The sequence below is a fragment of the Allomesorhizobium aridi genome, assembly GCF_043769475.1.
In the GTDB taxonomy this organism is placed as follows: Bacteria; Pseudomonadota; Alphaproteobacteria; order Rhizobiales; family Rhizobiaceae; genus Allomesorhizobium.
Map to the genome: position 1 here is coordinate 89873 of NZ_CP171728.1, position 19825 is coordinate 109697.

Sequence of the window (19825 nt, forward strand, 5' to 3'; positions counted from 1 at the left end):
GGTAGTTTATGGAAATCAGGAAATGCGGCGATCATCGCCGCAGAGGAATGATCCGACAAACCTATGCCGACGAATGCCGACCGACGACAGTTGTTGGTGAACCTGGTGCCCGAAGGGCTGCCGGTCACAAAACAATGGCTAATGAAGCAGAGTCCCGACTTCGATCGCCACGCGCTCGACAATCTGCTCAAAAGCAAGCAGCTCATGCCCCTTGCGCCGGGCGTTTATATGCGACCCGGTACATACCTGACGTGGCAGGGTGTCATCAGCGCGCTGCAGACTATCTTCCGCACCGAATTAAGCGTCGGCGGGCTGACCGCCCTCGAGCTGCAAGGGTTAGCACACTACCTGCCGCTCTCTCGGCAACGCACAGTGCACCTCTACGGCAAAGACTCATTGCCGGCATGGCTGGAGATGGCGCTGCCGGATGTGCTGTTCATTCGCCACAATCGTCTGTCCTCGATCGGCGCGACGGGGCTCGTCAACCGCGCGTACGACACACAGGAGCGTTCCTTCATAGATGCCGAAACGCCGGGGCAGCGAGCAAGCGCCTGGCCTTTCACAATGTCCTCGCCCGAGCGGGCCTATCTCGAAGTGCTCATGGACGTGCCCGAAGCGATCTCCTTCGAACACGCCGATCAGCTTCTCCAGGGCATGACCACGCTCTCGCCGCGACGCATGGAGCAGCTTTTGCGCAAATGCGCCAACGTCAAGGTGCGCAGGCTCTTCTACTGGCTCGCCGAGCGCCACTCCTATGCGTGGCTGAAGAAATTACCCGCACCTGACAAGCTTGACGAGATGGGCCTTGGCAGCGGGAACAGAGTGCTGGCCAGAGGCGGCAGACTCGATCCAAAATACCGCATAACGATCCCGGAGGAGATGTGGACACCGCCAGCCCGTACTATAGACAAGTCCGACTCCTGACGCGCGTCCTGCCGCTCGTGGCGGCGGAGACGTCCTTCGCCCTCAAGGGCGGTACCGCCATCAATCTTTTTGTTCGCGATCTGCCGCGGCTCTCTGTCGACATTGATCTTGTCTACCTGCCGATGGAAGACCGCGACGAAGCGCTGAAAAACATCGCGGAAGCGCTCTCGCGCATTGCCGACGCGATTGTGAAGGCGATGCCTGATACCGAGATCATCCGGTCTTATGAGGATCAGGCCGATGCCCTGCGTCTCTTCGTCTCGCAGGGGAGTGACCGCATCAAGATCGAACTTTCCCCCGTACTGAGGGGCTCCGTGTTCCCAGAGGAACTGCGCGAGGTCTCGCCCGCGGTCGAAGAGCAGTTCGGCTATGTCGAGATGCAGCTTCTTTCGATCCCGGACCTCTATGCCGGAAAAATCTGCGCGGCCCTCGACCGGCAGCATCCGCGCGATCTCTTCGATGTCAAACTGCTCTTTGAAAACGAAGGCCTCACCGACGACCTGGCGAAAACGTTTCTCGTCTATCTCATCAGCCATAATCGGACGATGGCCGAACTGCTGCAACCGACCCGCAAGGACATCGCCGGAATTTATGAAGGCGAGTTCCTGCGCATGTCGCAGATCGACGTCAGTCTTGACGAGCTACTCGCTGTGCGCGAGCGGCTTATCACCGAGATCAATCAGGCGCTAACCGACGAGCAGCGCAAATTCTTGCTCTCATTCAAGGCGCGTCGGCCGAAGTGGGAACTGCTTGGTATCGATGGCGTCGACAAGCTGCCCGCTGTTCGTTGGAAGCTGCAAAATCTGGAGCGGATGTCTGAAGACAGGCACAGGCGCGCCTATAATGACTTGGAACGCGTGCTCGGCCAAAAAAAGCCGATGAGATAACGTCGCCGCGTTGGCGATCTGTCAATGAAAGCATTTTCTCAGGAGCCGTGATGGCAAAAGGACTGAGAGTACCGACGGAGCAGCTCTCCGAAGAAACACAGCAACTCTACGATGTCCTCAACAACGAAAAGGACCTCGCGGTCATTCTCATTGCGGCTAGCTTTCTCGACGTTTGCTTGAGGTCGCTCCTTGAGAAGAAGTTGCTTGAAGGTTCGGTGTCAGACCGAATGCTCAGCCACAAAGGCGTGCTTGGTAGCATGAGTGCGCGGGCCGATCTATGCTACGCGCTCGGGCTCCTTCCCAAGCGGGCCTACCAGGATTTGGGCGCCATCGCCGAGATCCGGAATATTGTCGCTCACCACCACCTGACGCAGAGCTTCAAAACCGGAGATATTGCGGCCAAGTGCGCTACGCTGGATGCGATCTCGCTTGGGGGCACCAAACCTGATCAGATGCCACCCAGGATGCGTTTCACCCTTGCGGTGACCTTGCTGGCGAATTCCTTATTGGTGACAGCCCTCCATCTCCAAAGGCAGCCTCAGGTGAAGAGTCCCAGGGACCCTTCACGAATTCGATTCCGCGGTGGCTGAAAATTGGCTGAAGTGGTCTTCAGATGGTGCCGATTGGACCAGAAGATCGTATCAGTAGTGGCTCTCGCCTCGAAATAGTGAGGCATGATTTCAGAGTCCAGAAATCGGCGGGACTGGGGGGAAAGGTTATGGCGACTGAAAGACAATACGCATTCTTTAAATTCCTCTACGAGGAAGAAAATGCCAGGGAGAACACGATCAACCAGTATGCAAAGACGCTGTTGTCGTTGATCACCTTTTATTCCGGCTTTGTCATTTTCGTTGCCGACAAAATGCTGGCAACAATTACCCTGCCGATGAAAGTGATTTTTGCCACAACGTTGGCCAGTATGCTGGCAGCGTTCGCCACGACGGTGTGGGGTACACGCATGGCGGACTTCGAGGGGGTCTGCGATCCAGAGGACGACGAAAGCGAGAATCTGTTTCTTAGGAAGAGAATTGCCGACTTTACAGTTGCAACGACGCGGAACAGCGGGATAAATAACAAGCGAGTGAAGGCTCTCCTTGTTGCGTCATACTTTTTGGCGGCCGGTATCCTGTCCCACGCCGTCTTCTTTATGATCGCTCTGTTCTAAAGGGGGCAAAGCATGGCCAAGAGCAGTAAGTCAAAGAACACAAAGACAGCGAAGAAGCCTTCAAAATCGACGAAGGCTAGCGCAGCGTCGCCGACGCAGGCAGAACTTCTCGTCGCGCGCAAAACCAAGACCAATATCAAGAAGTAGATTCATGACTGGGTGTCTACACCGTCGCGTGGCGACTTTTTGATCGGACCAGCCCGCACTGTGCGGCGGGGACAGAGCATTGGTCCGACATCGCCCGAACTGGCCGGACACAAGTAGGTCGCCTGAGGTCGAGCGGTCTTTTGTGCAAAACAAGCGGGCCGCCTCCAGCCGGACCGGACTCCTCTGGCTGCAAGCCACCGAACCGCCGCCGCGGTTTCGGCCCATGCATGTGACGATCCCTTCTATAATCGGACGCTGGACATCAAGGTACCGACGTTCACGCCGCGAAAAAGATCGAACTGCCGATTGTCTGGAGGAGCTTCGCCTTGTCGACCTCAGAGATGACAATGCCGTCAGAATGGGTGTGCCGACGGATGTCGTTCGGGCGCAGCGCCAGAACCTAGCTCGCCGATGGTCGGTGGCGTTTCACGAGCACCCGTCCCAGCCGGACGGGATCATTTACCCCTCGCGCCTCAAGGGGGCGACCAATCTCGCCATCTACGATCGTTCGATTGCAAAGCTTCAGCCGCAGCGTTGTGACGCTTCTCGGCGCGCCAGGATTGGCCCAGGTTCTCGATGATTTCAGAGTGAGCTTGGCTTGACGGAGGCTTGTAGAGCGGAATTCTTCATGCCGCGGCACCTCCGGTGCATCGCGAGCCCCAGGGTGATATACAAGCGCTCATCTCACAATGAGGCAGCCGGGATGAATCGAAAAAAACTGCGGTGTCTAGGCGGCCCACTCGACGGTCAATTTGTCGAGGACGGGGACGCACCAACGATTTTCCTAGAAAAGGGAACTGGAGACGAAAGTCTGGAGCTGGTCACGGACCATCATCTTCCTCCGGCGATGGTTCACTATCGGAAAATCCGGATCCAGGGCGAGGGCCGTGAACATGCCGATTATTGGGTTGCAGACGGAATGACGTTCGACGACGCGATTGCAAGGTGTAAAGAAATCGAACCTCTTGTCTAAACTTACAACATGTCGGCCCGACTACAACGAAACTCTGCTCGATGTATTCGCATACGATCGGCGCCCTAGGAAATCACAACACGCCGCTACCACGAGTGCGAAACGTGCGTCGCAGGTGGAGGAGGCTGCTAATTCGGTATCTTAACATCTGGGGAGGCGGAGGCATGTTCGTCCATCATCTCTACTCCGATCGGGCGCCGGACTATTTCAACAAACCGAAACCGCGTTCACCGCCCGCTGGGAGATTGAAACCAGCGAATTCCGAGGCAACTTCCCCCAAGCATATTCGATGCTCGGTCAGATCAAATGCCGCCGTTCATCTATCGCGCCTCTGGGATGACGTGCTGTGAGCCGCCTGGTGGTTATTTCGAATCGCGTGTCCTCTCCAAGCAAACGCGCGGTCCAGGCCGGCGGACTCGCCGTCGCCATGCAGGCCGCGCTCTCCGAGCATGGCGGCCTCTGGATGGGCTGGTCTGGCAAATCGAGCGGCGCCCGTGAGCCGAGCAAACCCGTCTTTCGCGAGGAAGCCCGCGTCACCTATGCGCTGACCGACCTTCGCCGAGCCGACATCGATGAATATTACGCCGGGTTTGCCAATAGCGTGCTCTGGCCGCTCTGCCACTACCGGCTGGACCTGACAGACTATGCGCGCAAGGACATGGCCGGCTACTTCCGGGTGAACCGCTTCTTCGCTCAGCAGCTCGCACCCCTTCTCAGGCCCGACGATCTCGTCTGGGTGCAGGACTATCACCTGATCCCGATGGGGTCCGAACTGCGCCACATGGGCGTGAAGAACCGCCTCGGCTTCTTCCTCCACATTCCATGGCCGCCGCCGGACGTGTTTTTCGCGCTTCCGGTCCACGAGACGATCGTGCGCGGCCTGACCGCCTATGATCTGGTCGGCTTCCAGACGCAGTTCGACGCCGATAATTTCGCAAGCTGCCTCGAGCGCGAGGGCATCGGCCGGGCGCTCGGGGATGGCTGGTTTGAGGCCTATGGCCACCGCTTTCGCGTCGGCGTCTTCCCCATCGGAATTGACACGGCGGGTTTCGCCCAGCTGGCCCAGAACGCGGTGCGAAGCGGTTCGGTCCGCAAGATCGAGGAGAGCTTTCGCAATCGCGACCTGATCGTTGGTGTCGACCGGCTCGACTATTCGAAGGGCCTGACGCATAAGATAGAAGCCTTCGATAAGTTCATCGCCGCCAATCCCGCCTCTCAGGGACGCGCGACACTCCTGCAGATCACGCCGAAGTCGCGCTCGGAAGTTCTCCAATATGCCACCATGCAACGGCAAGTGGCCGAGTTCGCTGGCCGGGTCAACGGGCAACACGGAACGCCGGACTGGGTGCCAATCCGTTACGTGAACCGGTCGATCGGGCAGGCTACGCTTGCCGGGATTTATCGCGTGGCGCGGGTCGGGCTTGTCACACCGATCCGCGACGGCATGAACCTCGTCGCAAAGGAATATGTCGCTGCCCAGCGCTCTGAGGATCCGGGTGTGCTTGTGCTGTCGCGCTTTGCCGGCGCGGCTCGCGAACTCGACGGGGCGATCCTTGTCAACCCTTACGACATAGAAGCCGTCGCCAACGCGATCGCCCAGGCGCTGTCCATGTCGATGGAAGCGCGGCGTCAACGCTGGAAGCAGATGATGGACCACCTGGTGAAGCATGACATCTCAAAGTGGTGCCGGGATTTCCTCGAAGCATTGCGGTAGCCGTGAGTGGAAGAGGGTTACAACGCCGGCCATGATTGTCAGCGTTGGCCGGGGCGGGCGTTGACGGCGAGGCGCGATTCTTGGTCCCCGATGACATCGCATGGGAAAATCCACGGCCCATGCAATGTTCCATCAGTCTCTCCTAATGCAACCTCTTCGGCAGTCACGGGTTGAGGGGTCCGAAGGGGCTCGACTGACGGAGAGCCGTCGTGGACAACAATAAATTCGTTGCAGCCGATCTGATTTCGGTCGTTAAGGCTTGTGCTCACAGCCGGTGCGCCGGATCGCTGCTCTCCACTTCGAAGGCTATCGAAGAACTCCGGATCATGTCAGGAGATTTTGTAACCCCTGACGAGGAGATGGCAGAAGCGATATCGGAAGCCGCCATCGCCTTGGGTTGCACGGTCGTGTTCGATGAACGCGCGGGCGCCGACACCTTGAACATGACGCCACGGCTCATTGGCGGCCCGCGCCCTACATGAAAACAGCATAAGGCCGGCGCGCCGGCGCGATACGCAATCACATGCGGCTACGCTGTTGCTCAGGCGCTCCGGATCTGCTCAACGGCCGTCGCCAGCAGTTCGTCCATCATGGCGCGAATCTGATGATCGGATTGGTCGATGCCGGCCGCTTCGAAATCGGCACGTACCTTGCGGAGCACATCGTCGTCCCCTGCTTCCTCGAAGTCGGCGCTCACCACCTCTTTCGCATACGCATCAGCTTCTGCGCCGGTTTTGCCGAGCTTTTCGGCGGCCCACAGGCCGAGCAGCTTGTTACGGCGCGCCATGGCCTTGAACCTGGATTCCTCGTCCAGGGCAAACTTCTTTTCGGAGCCTTGCTGACGGTCTCTCATGCTGCTCATGGCTTGGTCTCCGGTTCAGGTCTGAGTTTCCGATCCACCGATGACCGGCTGGTTCGGTCCAGAATGGCCCAGCTCGACGTTCTTAACAAGGCAAGGCGAACAGCGTCGGTTCATTGTGGCGAGACCTGGTTGGGATCTGCCCGGCGCGGCGGCAATCCTCGCCGTGTTCGCCAAGAGCGGCGAATGGATCGGCTCGGACAGAGGACTCGGCGCACTCATCATCCAGGCGACGTTCAACTGTCATCCGACCGGCTCTACGCCGCGATCGGCTGTCTTCCTTGCTTTCCGTTTTCCTTTTCCTGGTGGTCGTTGCGGTCGAGAGCTTTGATCCGGTATTAGATTCCTGATCATTTCTACATCCATTTTCGGCAGGATCGAGCCACGGCATGCGGGATCGTTCCACCGAGAATGGGACCCATGTTCGAACCGTCCCTGCTTTGTGTTCAGCGGGGGCTTTGGAGTGCTCGACATGGCGCTATTGACCGTGATCCGACGCCGGCATTTCCGTGAGCATCGATCGATCCGTAGATTTCACGCAGGACCGGCCTGTCCCGGAACACCGTCCGAAAATGTCTGCGCTCCGATGAAGTGGAGCCGAGGTTCAAAATTCCGGAGCGACCCAGTAAACTTGATACCGTCGCCGACCAATTGTCGGCTTGGTTGAAGACGGAAGCGCGTCTACCGCGGTATTTTCATCACGATTTTGCCGAATGGCCCGCGGGCCAGATGATCGAGCGCGGCCGGCAAGTCGGCAAATGCGTACTCCGCATCGACTACAGGTTTGATTCCGGTCTGATCGATAGCGCGGACGAAATTCTCAAGTGACTTGCGATGGCCGACCTGGATGCCTTCAACGGTCAGGTGCTTGAGCGCCAACGGGGCGAAGTGGCCTGAAATCTCGAAACCTTCGAGCACGCCGATGAGCGAGACACGCCCGAAAACGGCCGCCGCCTGCAGGGCGCGTCCCAGATGTGCGCCCCCGACGATTTCGAGGATGTGATCTGCGCCACGGTCTCCCGTCAGGCGGTAGACCGCCTCCACCCAGTCTTCCTTTTTGCGGTTGATCCCATGCCTTGCGCCCAGCGCCTTTGCGCGCTCGAGCTTGTCGTCGTCGCCCGAGACTACGATCACGTCCGCGCCGTGAGCGGCCGCGATCTGGAGCCCGAACAGCGCAACTCCGCCGGTGCCCTCCACCACCACCGTCTGGCCGGCGTGAAGGCGCCCACGCTCGACCAGCGCGGTCCAGGCCGTGAGGCCGGCGCAGGGCAGCGTGCTTGCCTCAACATCATCCAGGCTTTCGGGTGCCTTCACCGCCCAGTCCTGATCAAGCACGACGTATTCGGACAGCACGCCCTGCATGGCGCCGCCCAGTGTGCGGTAGTTCGGCTCACGCGCGGTGCCGAAGCCGGGACCGTCGATCCAGCCGGGAATGAAGGTCGAGATCACTCGCTCCCCCGGCTTGAAACGCGTTACGGCAGCCCCTGCCGCAACCACCACGCCCGCCGCGTCGGAGGCCGGCACGAACGGGTCCGCCTTGGCGGCAAAGCCCAAGCCGTCCTCGATGAGGAGGAGATCGCGATAATTCAGCGAAACGGCGGCGACTTTCACCAGGATCTCGTGTTCGGCGGGCACCGGCACCGCGGCCGAGACCAACCCGAGATTGGCGCGGCCGACATCCTTCAGTGTCCACTGCTTCATCATATCCGTCCTGACATGCTGGTTCATCGATTTTGCTCCTGTTGAACGTTGACCGGTAATCTATTCGCTCCATTGGAATTGCAGTGCGGATGGTTTTTCCTCTAAATGTATCCATTCATTCTACAATGGTGCGCATGACAGATCGGTTGAGCGGCATTCGCGAATTCGTCACGGTGGTGGAGGCGGGCAGCTTCGCCGCCGCGGCCTCGCGGCTGAACCTTTCCCGTTCGGCCGTCGGCAAGGCGGTGGCGCGGCTGGAGGGGCGACTTGGCGTGCGCCTGTGCCACCGAACGACAAGGGTGCTCAGCCTGACGGAGGACGGGCATGCCTTTTACGAGCGCTGCACGCGCGCCCTGCGGGAGCTGGATGAGGCGGAACAGGCGCTGGAAAGCGGCCGCGCTGAGCCGGCAGGGATGGTGCGCGTCACAGTTCCGGTCGTGTTTGGCCGGCATTGCGTGGCGCCCATCCTCTACGATGTGGCACGCGAGCATCGCGGGCTCGTGCTGGAAATCGCCTTCACCGACCGGCCGGTGGACATTATCGAGGAAGGCTATGATCTGGCGGTGCGCAATGGCACGCTGCCCAAGGATCCCGGCCTAATGACCCGCACGCTCGCCCGCCAGAGCATGTCGGTCTGCGCGTCTCCGGCCTATCTCGAAAGGCACGGACGGCCCGCTACGCTGGCCGACCTCTCATCCCACCAGGCGATCGACTATGCGAATCCACGCTACACCAGGACTTGGCTGTTCCCCGACAGGCAAGGCAACAATGTTGAGATCGTCATGAAGGGTCGTCTGCGGCTCGACGATCTCGAGGCCATCGGTGATGCCGCCGCGGCCGGCCTGGGGCTTGCGTGGCTGCCCTGCTGGCTGATCCGCTCGCGCATCGCCAAGGGCGAGCTTATCCGCCTCTTCGATGATCTGCCCGCCACCGAATTCAACAGTTCAGCACTTTGGCCGCGCACGCCCTTCCTGCCCTCGCGCGTACGCATCCTCATCGACAGGCTGGCGGCGCGGATGCCTGCAATGATGGGGTGAGCTTCGTGCGATCTTCCAATCTCGAAGCATGAGAATGTCGGTCGCCGTCAGTGACAGCGTGTGGCGCATCATTCTTGTTCGCGAACCCCAACCGTGAACAGATTCTTGTTCCGTTTGCCATGCCCCACGGCACGTAGCCGAACCATCCCGTCGCGCTTGCATTGCCCGCAGTGGGTCACGCCTTGGCCTTGAAGCGTGCCGCTTCTTCTGAACCGCGCGTGGCGTCTCCCGCGCTGTAGGAATGCGCGCCGGCGCCGGCGAGCTTGCCGCCGTCGACGATCAGATATTCCTCGCGGATTGGCCTGCCCTCGAACCAGCATTCCAGAATCTCGCGAGTACCGGCGGCGTAGCGCGCCTGGGCCGAGAGCGACGATCCCGAAATGTGCGGCGTCATGCCGTGATGCGGCATCGATCGCCATGGATGATCCTTGGGTGCCGGCTGCGGAAACCAGACATCGCCGGCATAGCCTGCGAGTTGGCCGCTCTCGAGCGCGCGGGCGATGGCGTCACGATTGCAGATCTTGCCGCGCGCCGTGTTCACCAGATAGGCGCCGCGCTTCATCCTGGCGATCATCGCCTCGTCGAAGAGATTTTCCGTCTCCGGATGCAGGGGTGCATTGATCGTCACCACGTCGCAGATGCCAATCATGGATGCGGCGTCCGGGTGGAAGGTGACGCCGAGTTCCCTCTCGACCGTCGCGGGCAACCGGTGGCGGTCGGTGTAGTGGAGCTTGACGTCAAACGGCTTCAGCCGGCGCAGCACCGCGCTGCCGATCCGGCCCGCACCGACGGTGCCGATCTGCATCCCCTCGACATCGTAGGAACGTGCGACGCAGTCGGCGATATTCCAGCCACCCTGCATGACCCACTGGTAGGAGGGGATATAGTTTCGCACGAGACCGAGGATCATCATGACCACATGTTCGGACACGCTGATCGAGTTGCAGTAGGTCACTTCGGCGACCGTGATACCGCGGTCCATCGCGGCCTGAAGATCGACATGGTCGGATCCGATGCCGGCCGTGATCGCGAGCTTCAGCCTATTTGCCTTGGCTATGCGTTCCTCGGTAAGGTAGGCCGGCCAGAAGGGCTGCGAGATCACGATTTCGGCGTCGACGAGTTCATGTTCAAAAACGCTGTCTGGACCATCCTTGTCCGAGCTTACAACCAGGCTGTGCCCTTGGCTTTCGAGAAATTTCCTCAAGCCGAGTTCGCCGGACACGCTGCCGAGCAGGACCCCTGGTTCAAAGTCGATGGCCTTCGGCGTGGGAAGCGTCTGGCCGCCTGGATAGCGGTCAAGCTTCGGTAGGCCGTCCCGCGCATACCCTGTCGGATAACCGTCGACCGGATCGTCATAGAGGACGCAAACGACCTTTGCCATTTTGATCTCCCTTCGTTTGAAAACGAAGAGGAAGTCGCTCTATTGCTAATGCTGCCGGTCGAAATCGACGAGCAGCAGGGCGATCTGCCCGGTTGAATTGTCTGTGGCAGGCGGGCGCGTCGCCTAGCGCTTCCTCATTCGGAAACTGCGCGCTGTTCCGAATAAGATGGAGGAGCCGGACACGGTTTCAAGTGCGTGGTCGGCAGTGGCGCCGCGTCGCGCGCGTACTGCTGGCTCAAGGCTTCAATCCACGGTATGCGGGATCTCAACGGCAGGCCCGAACCGCTGCCTGGTTGGCACACTTCACACCGTTGGCTGGACGGCGAGTGAGAGCGGCCGCGATCCCGAAAGGCCCACTCAACGCCAAATCGGAATGCCGCCACTTCCGCAGAAAGCGGTTCTTGCGGTACTGATCTCGAAGCCACCTGGTGGCTCGCGCCGCCTCGACCATGTCCGGGTCGGCTGTATTGGCCATTGATTGCGGGCGTCGTTGCTGAAAACCCACCTTCACCGCCCTGTCCGCACAACTGGTTTTGCACGGCAAATCGGAGAAAGTCCGCTTTCACACCGCACCACCAAGCCCCTGTAGCGCGTCGAGACATGCACGTTCAAGGTGGCCGCGATCGCGCCCGGCTTGCTCCCGTCGTTCCGCAACCGTAGCGCCAGGGCGAGCTGATCGCGGGCGGACGGCCTCGGCCTTGGCGGCGGCGCGGTCGGTGCTGGTCCGCTGATGGATCAATCGCATGTTCGAACTCGGGCGACCGATAGGGTACGCGTCGCATGAAATTCGGCAGCAAACGACGCAATTCACGCCACAAAGTATCCTTGCAACAAGCCACTCTAGGTTGATATGTCCCGCTCCATGGACACCTCGGCCTGGAGGCTTTCGACGTCACGGAAGATCGAGGCGACGGCGAGCACACGCCCATTGCGCTTGAAGCGCAGGAGGCAGTCCCTGGCCGCAATGTCGCCCTCGATCGCGAGTTCGTCCCAATTCTCCCCATGGCCGACATAGTTGATCGGAATGTCGTAGTGCTGGCTCCAGAAGAAGGGGACGCCACTGAATTTCTCGCGGTGACCAAGCATGTTAAGCGCCGCCGCCTGCCCCTGGCGCTCGGCAACGACCCAATGTTCGACACGAATGTTCTCGCCGCTGTGTGGATCTGGCCAGCGCGCAATGTCGCCGGCCGCGAAGATCCCGGGCGCGCTGGTTTCAAGATGTCCGTTCACGATGACGCCGCGATCAACGTTGAGCCCAGCCCTCTCGGCGATTTCTGTCCGCGGGCGCACCCCGATGCCGGCGACTACGAGATCGGCCTCGAGCGTGCCACCGCCTTTGAGCTTCACCTGCTTGCCGTCAATGGCGCTCGCCGTATCCTCAAGGTGGAAAACAACACCGTGCTCCTCATGGAGCGAGCGCACGAAGTCGCCCATCTCCGGACCCAGAATTCGCTCCATCGGTCGTGTGTCCGGCGCCACCACATGAACTTCGATGTCACGCGCGCGCAGCGACGCAGCGACTTCAAGCCCGATGAAGCCTGCGCCCAGCACCACCGCCCGGCGCGACGCCCCAGCGCGCTCGATGATTGCTCGGGAGTCGGCGAGCGAGCGCAACGTGAAGACGTGCGTCTGGTCGGCGCCGGGTATAGGGAGGCGGATCGGCTCGGCGCCGGTCGCAAGCAGCAGGCGATCGTACGGGAGCTTGCTCCCATCGGCGAGCGCGACCTCGCGCGAACGCGCATCAATACCGGTGACGTTTGTGTTCAGGCGCAGGTCGATGCGGTTCTTTGAATAGAAGCTGTCCGGACGGAGTGGCACCCAATCCTCGGGCGCTTTGCCGGCTAGGTAGTCCTTGGAAAGATTCGGCCGGTCGACGGGCGCGGCGTCGTCATTGCTCAGCATGACGATGCTGCCCTCATATTGCCCGCGCCGCAGTCCCTCGGCCGCAGCAAAGCCGGCCGCGCCGCCACCGACGATCACGATTCTCTTGGGCGTTTCGCCGGGGGGCTTGCCGACTGGCTTTGGTTTTGGTTGCGCCTGCTTTCCTCGTACGAAGATCTTGCCATCGCGCTGCTCGACCGACCAGCACGCGACAGGGCGCAAAGCCGGGGCGCGCAGGGCTTCCCCCGTCCGCAGGTCGAAGCAGGCGTGATGCCAGGGACACCGGATCGTGTCGTCGACCGCAAGCCCGTCCACGAGCGGGCCATGGTAGTGCGTGCAATGAGCTCCGACCGCAAATATCTCGGTCCCGCGCCGCAGCAATAGAACCTCCTCGCCGCCGAAATGGCCGACCAGCTTGCCACCATCGGCAAGCTCGGCGAGGGCAATCCCCCGCGCGAGATCGGGTCCGCTTGGCTGGGCGTGATCTTGAGCCATCGTCGCCTCCCACGGTGATCTGGGATCGCATTCGTTCTGCCGGTAACAGTCGCATTGTCCGAAACGAACCATAACGCCTATCAGGCGAAGAGCGTTCCCCCTGTTCAGCCACTGATCGTGATAAGCGTTTGACGGAACGGCCTGGGGTTCGGTTCCAACTGGGGCGGGCCGTTAGCCGACGATCTTGACGCACATCGGCGTGCCGATCTCCAGCGCATGTCCGCCACGCCGGCGAGCAACCTCGAGCATCTCTGCTGACACATCTACGCCGACCACGCTTCCCTCCACCGCGACGCGGGCAGTTTCACGAGTGGTTTGCCCAGCACCACAGCCGATATCGAGCACGCGGTCCCGTATTCCAGCATTTGCGGTTGCAGTCATCTGGATTTGTTCGCGCTGCGGCGCAACTTAACCCTTACCGGCTCTCGGCCAGACGGAGGATCAAGATTGCTATAGCTGTTGGGGCGTAGCTGGCCGGAGCAGTGATCGTTGCTTGCTTGTTCAGCCGTCGCTGCGGATTCGTGATAAGATGCCCATCCAATTAGGCCGCAAACTCATAAATTGAGGTACCGCTTTGTGACGAGTTCTGATTCAAGGCTTCTTTTGGAGGCCTGAATGCGCCGTTACGAACTGAGTGACTTTGAATGGAGTGTGATCCAGCCTCATCTGCCGAACAAGGTTCGCGGCGTGGCGCGCGTTGACGACCGCAAGGTTCTGAACGGCATTCTTTGGCGTTTCCGGACCGGATCGCCCTGGGCGGATGTGCCGGATCGATATGGCCCCTACACCACATGCTACAACCGGTTCGTGCGATGGCGCAAAGCCGGGGTCTGGGATCGGCTGCTCGCTGCGGTTTCCAAGGCTTTCGACGGCGAGATCATCATGATCGACTCCTCCTGTGTCCGCGTTCATCAACATGCGGCCACGGCAAAAAAGGGGGCGATGACGATGGTTGCATGGGACGTTCCCGCGGCGGGCTCACGACCAAGATCCACGCGCTCGTCGATGCCGAAGGCCGACCGGTCGATCTCGTCCTGACCGCAGGGCAGGCACATGACGGCAAACCCGCAGTCGCCATGCTCGACGTCCTTCAGCCCGATGCGATCCTGCTCGCAGATCGCGCCTACGACAGCAACGTCATTCGCGACCTGGCGGCGCAGCGAGGCGCATGGGCAAACATCCCGCCGAAGAAAACCCGAACCGGCAGCTTCCCCTTCAGCGCATGGGTCTACAAGCAGCGCAATCTCATCGAGCGATACTTCAACAAACTCAAACACTTCAGAGGCATCGCAACGCGCTACGACAGAGACCCGCTAAACTTCCTCGCAGCAATCAAACTCGCGTCGGTTCGCATCTGGTTGAAAAGTTATGAGTCTGCGGCCTAGTAAGGACCGGATGTCATTTGGATATAGTCAGATGGCGAACTGCACCGGCCTCCACTGATGACAGAAGGGAGGTAGGCACATGAATTGCGAACGCATCGAGGAAACCGTACGTTTGTGGCAAGCAGAACCCGACAAAGCAAAAGGCAAGCCGGCGGTGAAGGCGCGTGCCGAAGGTAGTCAAGCTGCGATGGAACACGGCTCGTTTTCCTGGCGCGCCGACCTACCGGCGCCGCTCGGGGGTGCGAATGAAGCGCCGAGTCCGACCGCGCGATTGTTGAGCGCCCTAGCCGGTTGCGCGGTCGTCTTCATTCGCGACACGCTGGCACCACAGCTTGGTGTCCGCGTTGACGCAATCGAAGCCACGGCGCAGTGCGATACCGACGCGCGAGGGCTGCTCGGGATGGGCGGTGTTGCGCCCGATCTCGGCAACATCGCCTTGTCCATCGTAGTCCAGTCGTCGGAGACTGAAGATGCGATCCGCAAGGTTTACGAGGTCTGGCAGGAGCGCTGCCCCGTCTATCTCGCGCTGACTAAGGCGCTCCCCGTAGCCTCCTCGCTCGAGATCAGGCGGGCGTAAGTCGTCCACCGCGCGTCCTGAGTAATATAAAGCCGCCGTCGGACGCGCTGTGTGGACGCGGATTGAGAGTTTGCGGTGGTCATTGCCGCGCACCAGACGTGCCCGTATTGCAAAAGCCACACGCGGCAACATCGACGTCACGATTAACCTCGTTATCGAGCAGAACCAGATGTCGAACGCCGCTCGCAAGCGGCGTAGTTTGACCCAATCCGGACCTTGCAGCGCCGGATTTCCTTCCCGAAACCGGACGTCGGACCCAATCAGCACTCATGGACCCATTCGCGACCTTGGCCTTGGCGTGACTGAGACCAGCTTCGGGTGGAAGATATCATACCTTCCTCCGATCTGAATGTCGGCAGGGTAAAATCGAATGTCTGATTGCCCGCGCCCCTAGACCCGCCCGTATCGTTCCAAAGCCGCCGCAGGCACGCCGCCACAACTTTCATGGCGTTGCATGGGCCGCCAGTTATGTAAGACTGCAGTGTACGAAAGAGCACTCCGGCGTCTCCACCGCGGAAGTGGGACATGAACATTGAGGAGTGGCTGCGCAGTTTGGGGCTGCAGCAATACGTCACGGCCTTTCGTGAAAACAACGTCGAGGCCGAGGTGTTACTGCGGCTAACGGCCGAGGATCTCAAAGACCTCGGCGTCATTTCCGTAGGGCACCGCCGGAAGCTTCTGGAGGCGATCGCCGAGCTGCGGGAGAGTTCCTCCGTACTTCACGCTGGCGGTGTGAAAGCGCCGACGCAAGTCAGCCAACTCGCGTCGGCACCGCCGACGCCGACTGGCGCCGAGCGCCGGCAGCTGACCGTGATGTTCGCTGATCTCGTCGGCTCTACAGCGATTTCGGCCCAGCTCGATCCCGAGGAGATGAGTGAGGTCATTCGAGAATATCAGAATTGTTGTGCCGGTGAGATTACCCGCTTTGAAGGCCATATTGCCAAATTCATGGGCGATGGCGTGCTGGCATATTTCGGCTGGCCACAAGCGCATGAGGACGAGGCGGAACGCGCAGTGCGGGCCGGCCTCGCAACGGTCGAGGCCGTCTGCAGCCTCAGGCCGAAACATGATCTGTCGCTGGGGGTCCGCATCGGCATCGCAACCGGTGAGGTGGTGGTAGGAGAGCTTATCGGGGCCGGCGAGGCGCAGGAGAGGTCGGTCGTCGGCCAGACGCCCAATCTGGCGGCACGGCTGCAATCACTCGCCGAGCCGAACGCCGTGGTGATCAGCCGCAGCACGCGTCGCCTGATCGGCGGTCTGTTCGACCTTGCCGACCTCGGCTCACATCATGTCAAGGGCTTCGCCAAGCCAGTACGCGCGTGGCGCGTGATCGGCGAAAGCCAAGCCGAGAGCCGCTTCGAGGCGCTGCACCCAGCCGCACTTACGCCGCTTGTCGGCCGCGAGGAAGAGTTGGCCCTGCTGGAGCGCCGGTGGGATGAGGCTCGGGATGGCGAAGGCCAGGTGGTCTTGCTCTCCGGGGAGCCGGGGATTGGCAAGTCACGCCTCACGCGCGCCCTGCAGGAGCGGTTGGGCGAGGGGACCTACACGCGCATCATCCATTTCTGCTCACCTTACCACACGAACAGCGCCCTTTACCCGATTATCGAGCATCTGCAGCGCGCAGCCGGGTTCGGCCGCGACGACGGCTATGTGCAGAAGATCGCAAAGTTGGAGGAACTGCTGACGCTCTCAACCGAGAATGTTCACGAATTCGCGCCCCTTTTTGCGGCACTGCTGTCGATTCCAACCGGCGGGCGCTACCCGCCGCTCGATCTCGCGCCAGAACAGCAGATGTCAAAGACGCTGGACGCGCTCGTGGCTCAGGTCGTCGGTTTGGCGCAGCGGCGGCCGGTGCTGGAGCTGTTCGAGGACGTGCACTGGATCGACCCGACATCGCTGGAACTCCTGGAGCGGCTCATCGAGCGTGTTCGGAGCCTGCGTGTGCTGCTGGTAATCACGTTCCGGCCCGAGTTCAAGACTTCCTGGATTGGTCACCCGCATGTCACGTCTCTCACCTTGAACCGCCTCAGCCGCAAGTCCGGGATTGTAATGGTTGATCGGTTGACCGCAGGCAAGACGTTGCCGACAGAGGTGCTGAAGCAGATCGTGGCGAAGACGGACGGAATTCCTTTGTTCGTCGAGGAGCTGACGAAGAGCGTCCTAGAATCCGGGTTGCTGCGTGAGGAGGATAAAAGCTACGTTCTGGCCGGCCCGCTGCCGCCACTGGCAATACCGGAAACCCTTCAAGACTCGCTTACGGCACGTCTCGATCGCTTGATGCCGGTCAAGGAGGTGGCGCAAATCGGGGCTGCCATCGGGCGGGAATTTTCCTACGAACTGCTCGCGCTATTGGCTCCCCTTCGCCAGAACCAACTCTACGAGGCGCTGGCACGGCTCGAGGAAACGGAGCTGGTGTTCCGACGCGGTACGCCACCGCACGCCACTTTCACATTTAAGCATGCCCTGGTCCAAGATGCCGCGTATGACGGCCTGCTCCGCAGCAAAAGGCAGCAGATACATGGAGCCATCGCACGGGCCATAGAAGAGCACTTCCCCGAAACGGCGAGGGACCAGCCGGAGGTGCTCGCACACCATTATGGGAAGGCCGGCCTCGCAGAGCAGGCGATCGGCTACTGGTTGAAAGCCGGGCAGCAGGCGGCAGAGCTCTCCGCTAATACAGAGGCGATCGGCCATCTGAGAAACGGCCTGGAAGTTCTGAAGTCAGTACCCGAATCGCGCCGTCGAGACGAACTTGAGCTGGAACTGCAGGCCACTATTGGCACGCCGCTCATGGCAACCAAAGGCTACGCAGCTCCAGAAACCGGTGCCGCCTACGCGAGAGCGCACGAGCTTTGTGACGGGTTGAACTGCAGTGAGAACCAGCTCTTTCCGATCCTCTACGGTCAATGGGCCTACCACATCGTCGGCGGCGAATGGTTAAAGGGGCACCAGCTCGCAAAGGACTTTCTGGGTCACGCCGAACGCAATGCCGATCGGGCCATGGAGCTCGTCGGACATAGGATTCTCGGACTTTCGCTTGCGCTGCATCGTGGAGATTTGCGGGCTGGCCGAGAGCAAATCGAGCAGGCGCTTGCGCTTTACCACCCAGGGCAAGACCGGTTCCTCGCATTCCGCTTCGGACAGGATCAGAGGATAGCGGGCCTCGCATTTCTGTCCCTTATCTTGTGGCTGAGCGGGTTTCCGGACCGAGCGTCGCAAGCCATCGACCGCGCGATGGAGGCAGTTGAAGAGATCAATCACCTTAACAGCCGAGGCTACGCACTGGTCTGGGGGGCTGCGACGCTGGCTCATCTCTGTGGGGATGCACCTGCCGTTCAGCGGTACGCGGACGCCGTGATATCCTTATCCGAGGAGAATGGGCTACAATTGTGGCTAGCCCACGGAAAGATTTTCCGGGGTTGGGCATCGGGTGCACAGGGCTCGCCATCGGAGAGCGTTCCAGAAATCGCTCAGGGCATTGCGGACTGCCTCGCAACGCGAGCACGACGGGATGCGCCCTATCTCTTGAGTTTGCTGGCTGAGACCCTGCATGCTGCTGGCAAGGTCGACGAAGCTCTACAGGCGCTCAGCGAGGCACTGGCGTTTGTGGCGGAGACTGGGGAACGCTGGTGGGAGGCCGAGCTCCATCGGTTAAAGGGGGAGTTGCTGCTCTCGCTTGAAATCCCGGACGCATTGGAGGCCGAAGAGTGTTACCGTTCGGCGATGGCGATCGCTCAACGTCAAGGCGCGAAGATGCTTGAGCTACGCGCTGCGACAAGCCTAGCCCGCCTCTGGCGGGACCAGGGCAAGTACATGGAAGCTCATGAGCTTCTTGCACCGGTTTATGGCTGGTTCAATGAGGGCTTCGGCACTTCGGATCTCAATGAAGCGAGATTGTTACTCGAGACAGTGGCGGGCGGAAATCGATCCGCTTAGGGCCAAGGCTTGGCGGCATTGTCTCAGGCGCGCCTCCGGATCAATCGCGACCCAGCCCAAGAATGCTGCGAAAACGAGGCACACGGCGAAAGCCATCACCTTTTTGCGGCGACAATCGCGAAACCCGCCGAGCACCACGGATGATCCCGGCCAGTATGTGGGGTTTTGGAGAATGGCCGGATCACGAAAATGGAGGTGCGAGCTAGTGCCGGTTCCGTGGCCGAACTCGGCAATGCGCCGGTCTGGCTTGTCGCGAGACCCATCAGCGCGCTGTCGGCTGCCTATCCCTTCATTCTGTAAGGCTGGAATCCGGGTGGGTGGATTCTGCTTTCGCTCCTCAGCTTCCGCGGCTGCCTCGGCGATGAGCCGGCGGACCTAATCGATGGAAACGCCCATCTTTTTGGCTAGGTTGCTGATTGCTTCCTCGGATAAGTCCGTTAAGGCTTTCAGCGGCGCTGTCCTTAGCTGGCCTTTGCGGGTTCCATGCTGAAAGCCCATGGCCTCTCACCCGTTGCCGGCTCATAAAAATCCCGAAGAATTTTGGAACCAAATCGATTTGCGTACCATTGCAGACAATAAACACGTACCATTGCAGACAATAAACACAGGTCAAAATCGACCGCCATGGCCAACGCCAGTCTCCTATTGCGCGCCATCCAACTCGCAGAAAGCGGGGAGCACATAGGCTGCCCGACGATTGAAAGAGCCTTGGTTGCCGAAGGCTTTCACGATGCGATGGAGCTTTTCAGGGACGATCACCTGC

General features: G+C 60.5%; 17 protein-coding genes and 3 pseudogenes. 15 read left to right on the forward strand and 5 right to left on the reverse strand.

Annotation, left to right across the window (positions count from 1 at the left end; translation table 11 throughout):
• Positions 1-63 precede the first annotated feature (63 nt).
• The 8 genes from ACG873_RS00375 to ACG873_RS00410 all read left to right on the forward strand — a co-directional run bounded on the left by ACG873_RS00375 (position 64) and on the right by ACG873_RS00410 (position 6292).
• Positions 64-924: a type IV toxin-antitoxin system AbiEi family antitoxin domain-containing protein gene (locus tag ACG873_RS00375; protein WP_394885972.1), complete on the forward strand. Its 861-nt coding sequence runs from the start codon at positions 64-66 to the stop codon at positions 922-924.
• Positions 882-1811, forward strand: coding sequence for a nucleotidyl transferase AbiEii/AbiGii toxin family protein (locus tag ACG873_RS00380; protein ID WP_394885974.1), 930 nt, complete (start codon positions 882-884; stop codon positions 1809-1811). Before ACG873_RS00375 ends, ACG873_RS00380 begins: the two co-directional genes overlap by 43 nt.
• A gap of 50 nt (positions 1812-1861) precedes the next feature.
• Positions 1862-2401, forward strand: a complete 540-nt coding sequence (locus ACG873_RS00385; RefSeq protein WP_394885975.1) for an MltR family transcriptional regulator — start codon at positions 1862-1864, stop codon at positions 2399-2401.
• Positions 2402-2529: 128 nt separating this feature from the next.
• Complete coding sequence (locus ACG873_RS00390) at positions 2530-2976, forward strand: hypothetical protein (protein WP_394885976.1); 447 nt, start codon at positions 2530-2532, stop codon at positions 2974-2976.
• Positions 2977-3481: 505 nt separating this feature from the next.
• Positions 3482-3703 carry an RES domain-containing protein gene (locus ACG873_RS00395; protein ID WP_394886125.1) on the forward strand — a complete coding sequence of 74 codons (222 nt, stop codon included), beginning with the start codon at positions 3482-3484 and terminating at the stop codon, positions 3701-3703.
• Between the two features lie 123 nt (positions 3704-3826).
• Positions 3827-4096: a hypothetical protein gene (locus tag ACG873_RS00400; protein WP_394885978.1), complete on the forward strand. Its 270-nt coding sequence runs from the start codon at positions 3827-3829 to the stop codon at positions 4094-4096.
• A gap of 346 nt (positions 4097-4442) precedes the next feature.
• Positions 4443-5810 carry an alpha,alpha-trehalose-phosphate synthase (UDP-forming) gene (gene otsA / locus ACG873_RS00405; protein WP_394885980.1) on the forward strand — a complete coding sequence of 456 codons (1368 nt, stop codon included), beginning with the start codon at positions 4443-4445 and terminating at the stop codon, positions 5808-5810.
• 209 nt (positions 5811-6019) lie between these two features.
• On the forward strand, positions 6020-6292 hold the full coding sequence (locus ACG873_RS00410; RefSeq protein ID WP_394885982.1) for a hypothetical protein: 273 nt from the start codon (positions 6020-6022) through the stop codon (positions 6290-6292).
• A 59-nt stretch (positions 6293-6351) separates the two neighbouring features.
• On the opposite strand, the gene ACG873_RS00415 is transcribed toward ACG873_RS00410, so the two are convergent.
• Positions 6352-6672 (reverse strand): DUF1476 domain-containing protein, encoded by a 321-nt coding sequence (locus ACG873_RS00415; RefSeq protein ID WP_394885984.1) that lies wholly within the window; start codon positions 6670-6672, stop codon positions 6352-6354.
• 40 nt (positions 6673-6712) lie between these two features.
• Here ACG873_RS00415 and ACG873_RS00420 point away from each other — a divergent pair, with 40 nt between their 5' ends.
• Positions 6713-7000, forward strand: a complete 288-nt coding sequence (locus tag ACG873_RS00420; protein ID WP_394885986.1) for a hypothetical protein — start codon at positions 6713-6715, stop codon at positions 6998-7000.
• 141 nt (positions 7001-7141) lie between these two features.
• A pseudogene (locus ACG873_RS00425) lies at positions 7142-7347 on the forward strand (IS21 family transposase); the annotation flags it as partial.
• A 3-nt stretch (positions 7348-7350) separates the two neighbouring features.
• Here the strand turns inward: ACG873_RS00425 and ACG873_RS00430 are convergent.
• Complete coding sequence (locus ACG873_RS00430) at positions 7351-8397, reverse strand: zinc-dependent alcohol dehydrogenase family protein (RefSeq protein WP_394885988.1); 1047 nt, start codon at positions 8395-8397, stop codon at positions 7351-7353.
• A gap of 107 nt (positions 8398-8504) precedes the next feature.
• Between ACG873_RS00430 and ACG873_RS00435 the strand changes: the two genes are divergently transcribed.
• Complete coding sequence (locus ACG873_RS00435) at positions 8505-9407, forward strand: LysR family transcriptional regulator (RefSeq protein ID WP_394885990.1); 903 nt, start codon at positions 8505-8507, stop codon at positions 9405-9407.
• A 175-nt stretch (positions 9408-9582) separates the two neighbouring features.
• On the opposite strand, the gene ACG873_RS00440 is transcribed toward ACG873_RS00435, so the two are convergent.
• From ACG873_RS00440 to ACG873_RS00450, 3 genes and pseudogenes are all read right to left on the reverse strand, one after another.
• Positions 9583-10788 carry an NAD-dependent formate dehydrogenase gene (locus ACG873_RS00440; protein WP_394885992.1) on the reverse strand — a complete coding sequence of 402 codons (1206 nt, stop codon included), beginning with the start codon at positions 10786-10788 and terminating at the stop codon, positions 9583-9585.
• Between the two features lie 840 nt (positions 10789-11628).
• The gene (locus ACG873_RS00445) at positions 11629-13164 is read right to left on the reverse strand and encodes an FAD-dependent oxidoreductase (RefSeq protein WP_394885994.1); all 1536 of its coding nucleotides are present in this window, start codon (positions 13162-13164) and stop codon (positions 11629-11631) included.
• A 225-nt stretch (positions 13165-13389) separates the two neighbouring features.
• Positions 13390-13524 (reverse strand): annotated as a pseudogene (locus ACG873_RS00450) (class I SAM-dependent methyltransferase); the annotation flags it as partial.
• 255 nt (positions 13525-13779) lie between these two features.
• Between ACG873_RS00450 and ACG873_RS00455 the strand changes: the two are divergent.
• The 4 genes and pseudogenes from ACG873_RS00455 (at position 13780) to ACG873_RS00470 (ending at position 19062) form a co-directional block, all read left to right on the forward strand.
• Positions 13780-14549 (forward strand): IS5 family transposase gene (locus ACG873_RS00455; RefSeq protein ID WP_394885678.1). Its coding sequence is split into 2 segments (ribosomal slippage): positions 13780-14100 and positions 14103-14549, totalling 768 coding nucleotides; the frame shifts between segments, so codons are not numbered across the junction.
• 79 nt (positions 14550-14628) lie between these two features.
• Positions 14629-15126, forward strand: a complete 498-nt coding sequence (locus tag ACG873_RS00460; protein WP_394885996.1) for an OsmC family protein — start codon at positions 14629-14631, stop codon at positions 15124-15126.
• 72 nt (positions 15127-15198) lie between these two features.
• Positions 15199-15280, forward strand: a pseudogene (locus ACG873_RS00465) (peroxiredoxin); the annotation flags it as partial.
• 371 nt (positions 15281-15651) lie between these two features.
• Positions 15652-19062, forward strand: coding sequence for an AAA family ATPase (locus tag ACG873_RS00470; RefSeq protein ID WP_394885997.1), 3411 nt, complete (start codon positions 15652-15654; stop codon positions 19060-19062).
• Positions 19063-19825 lie beyond the last annotated feature (763 nt).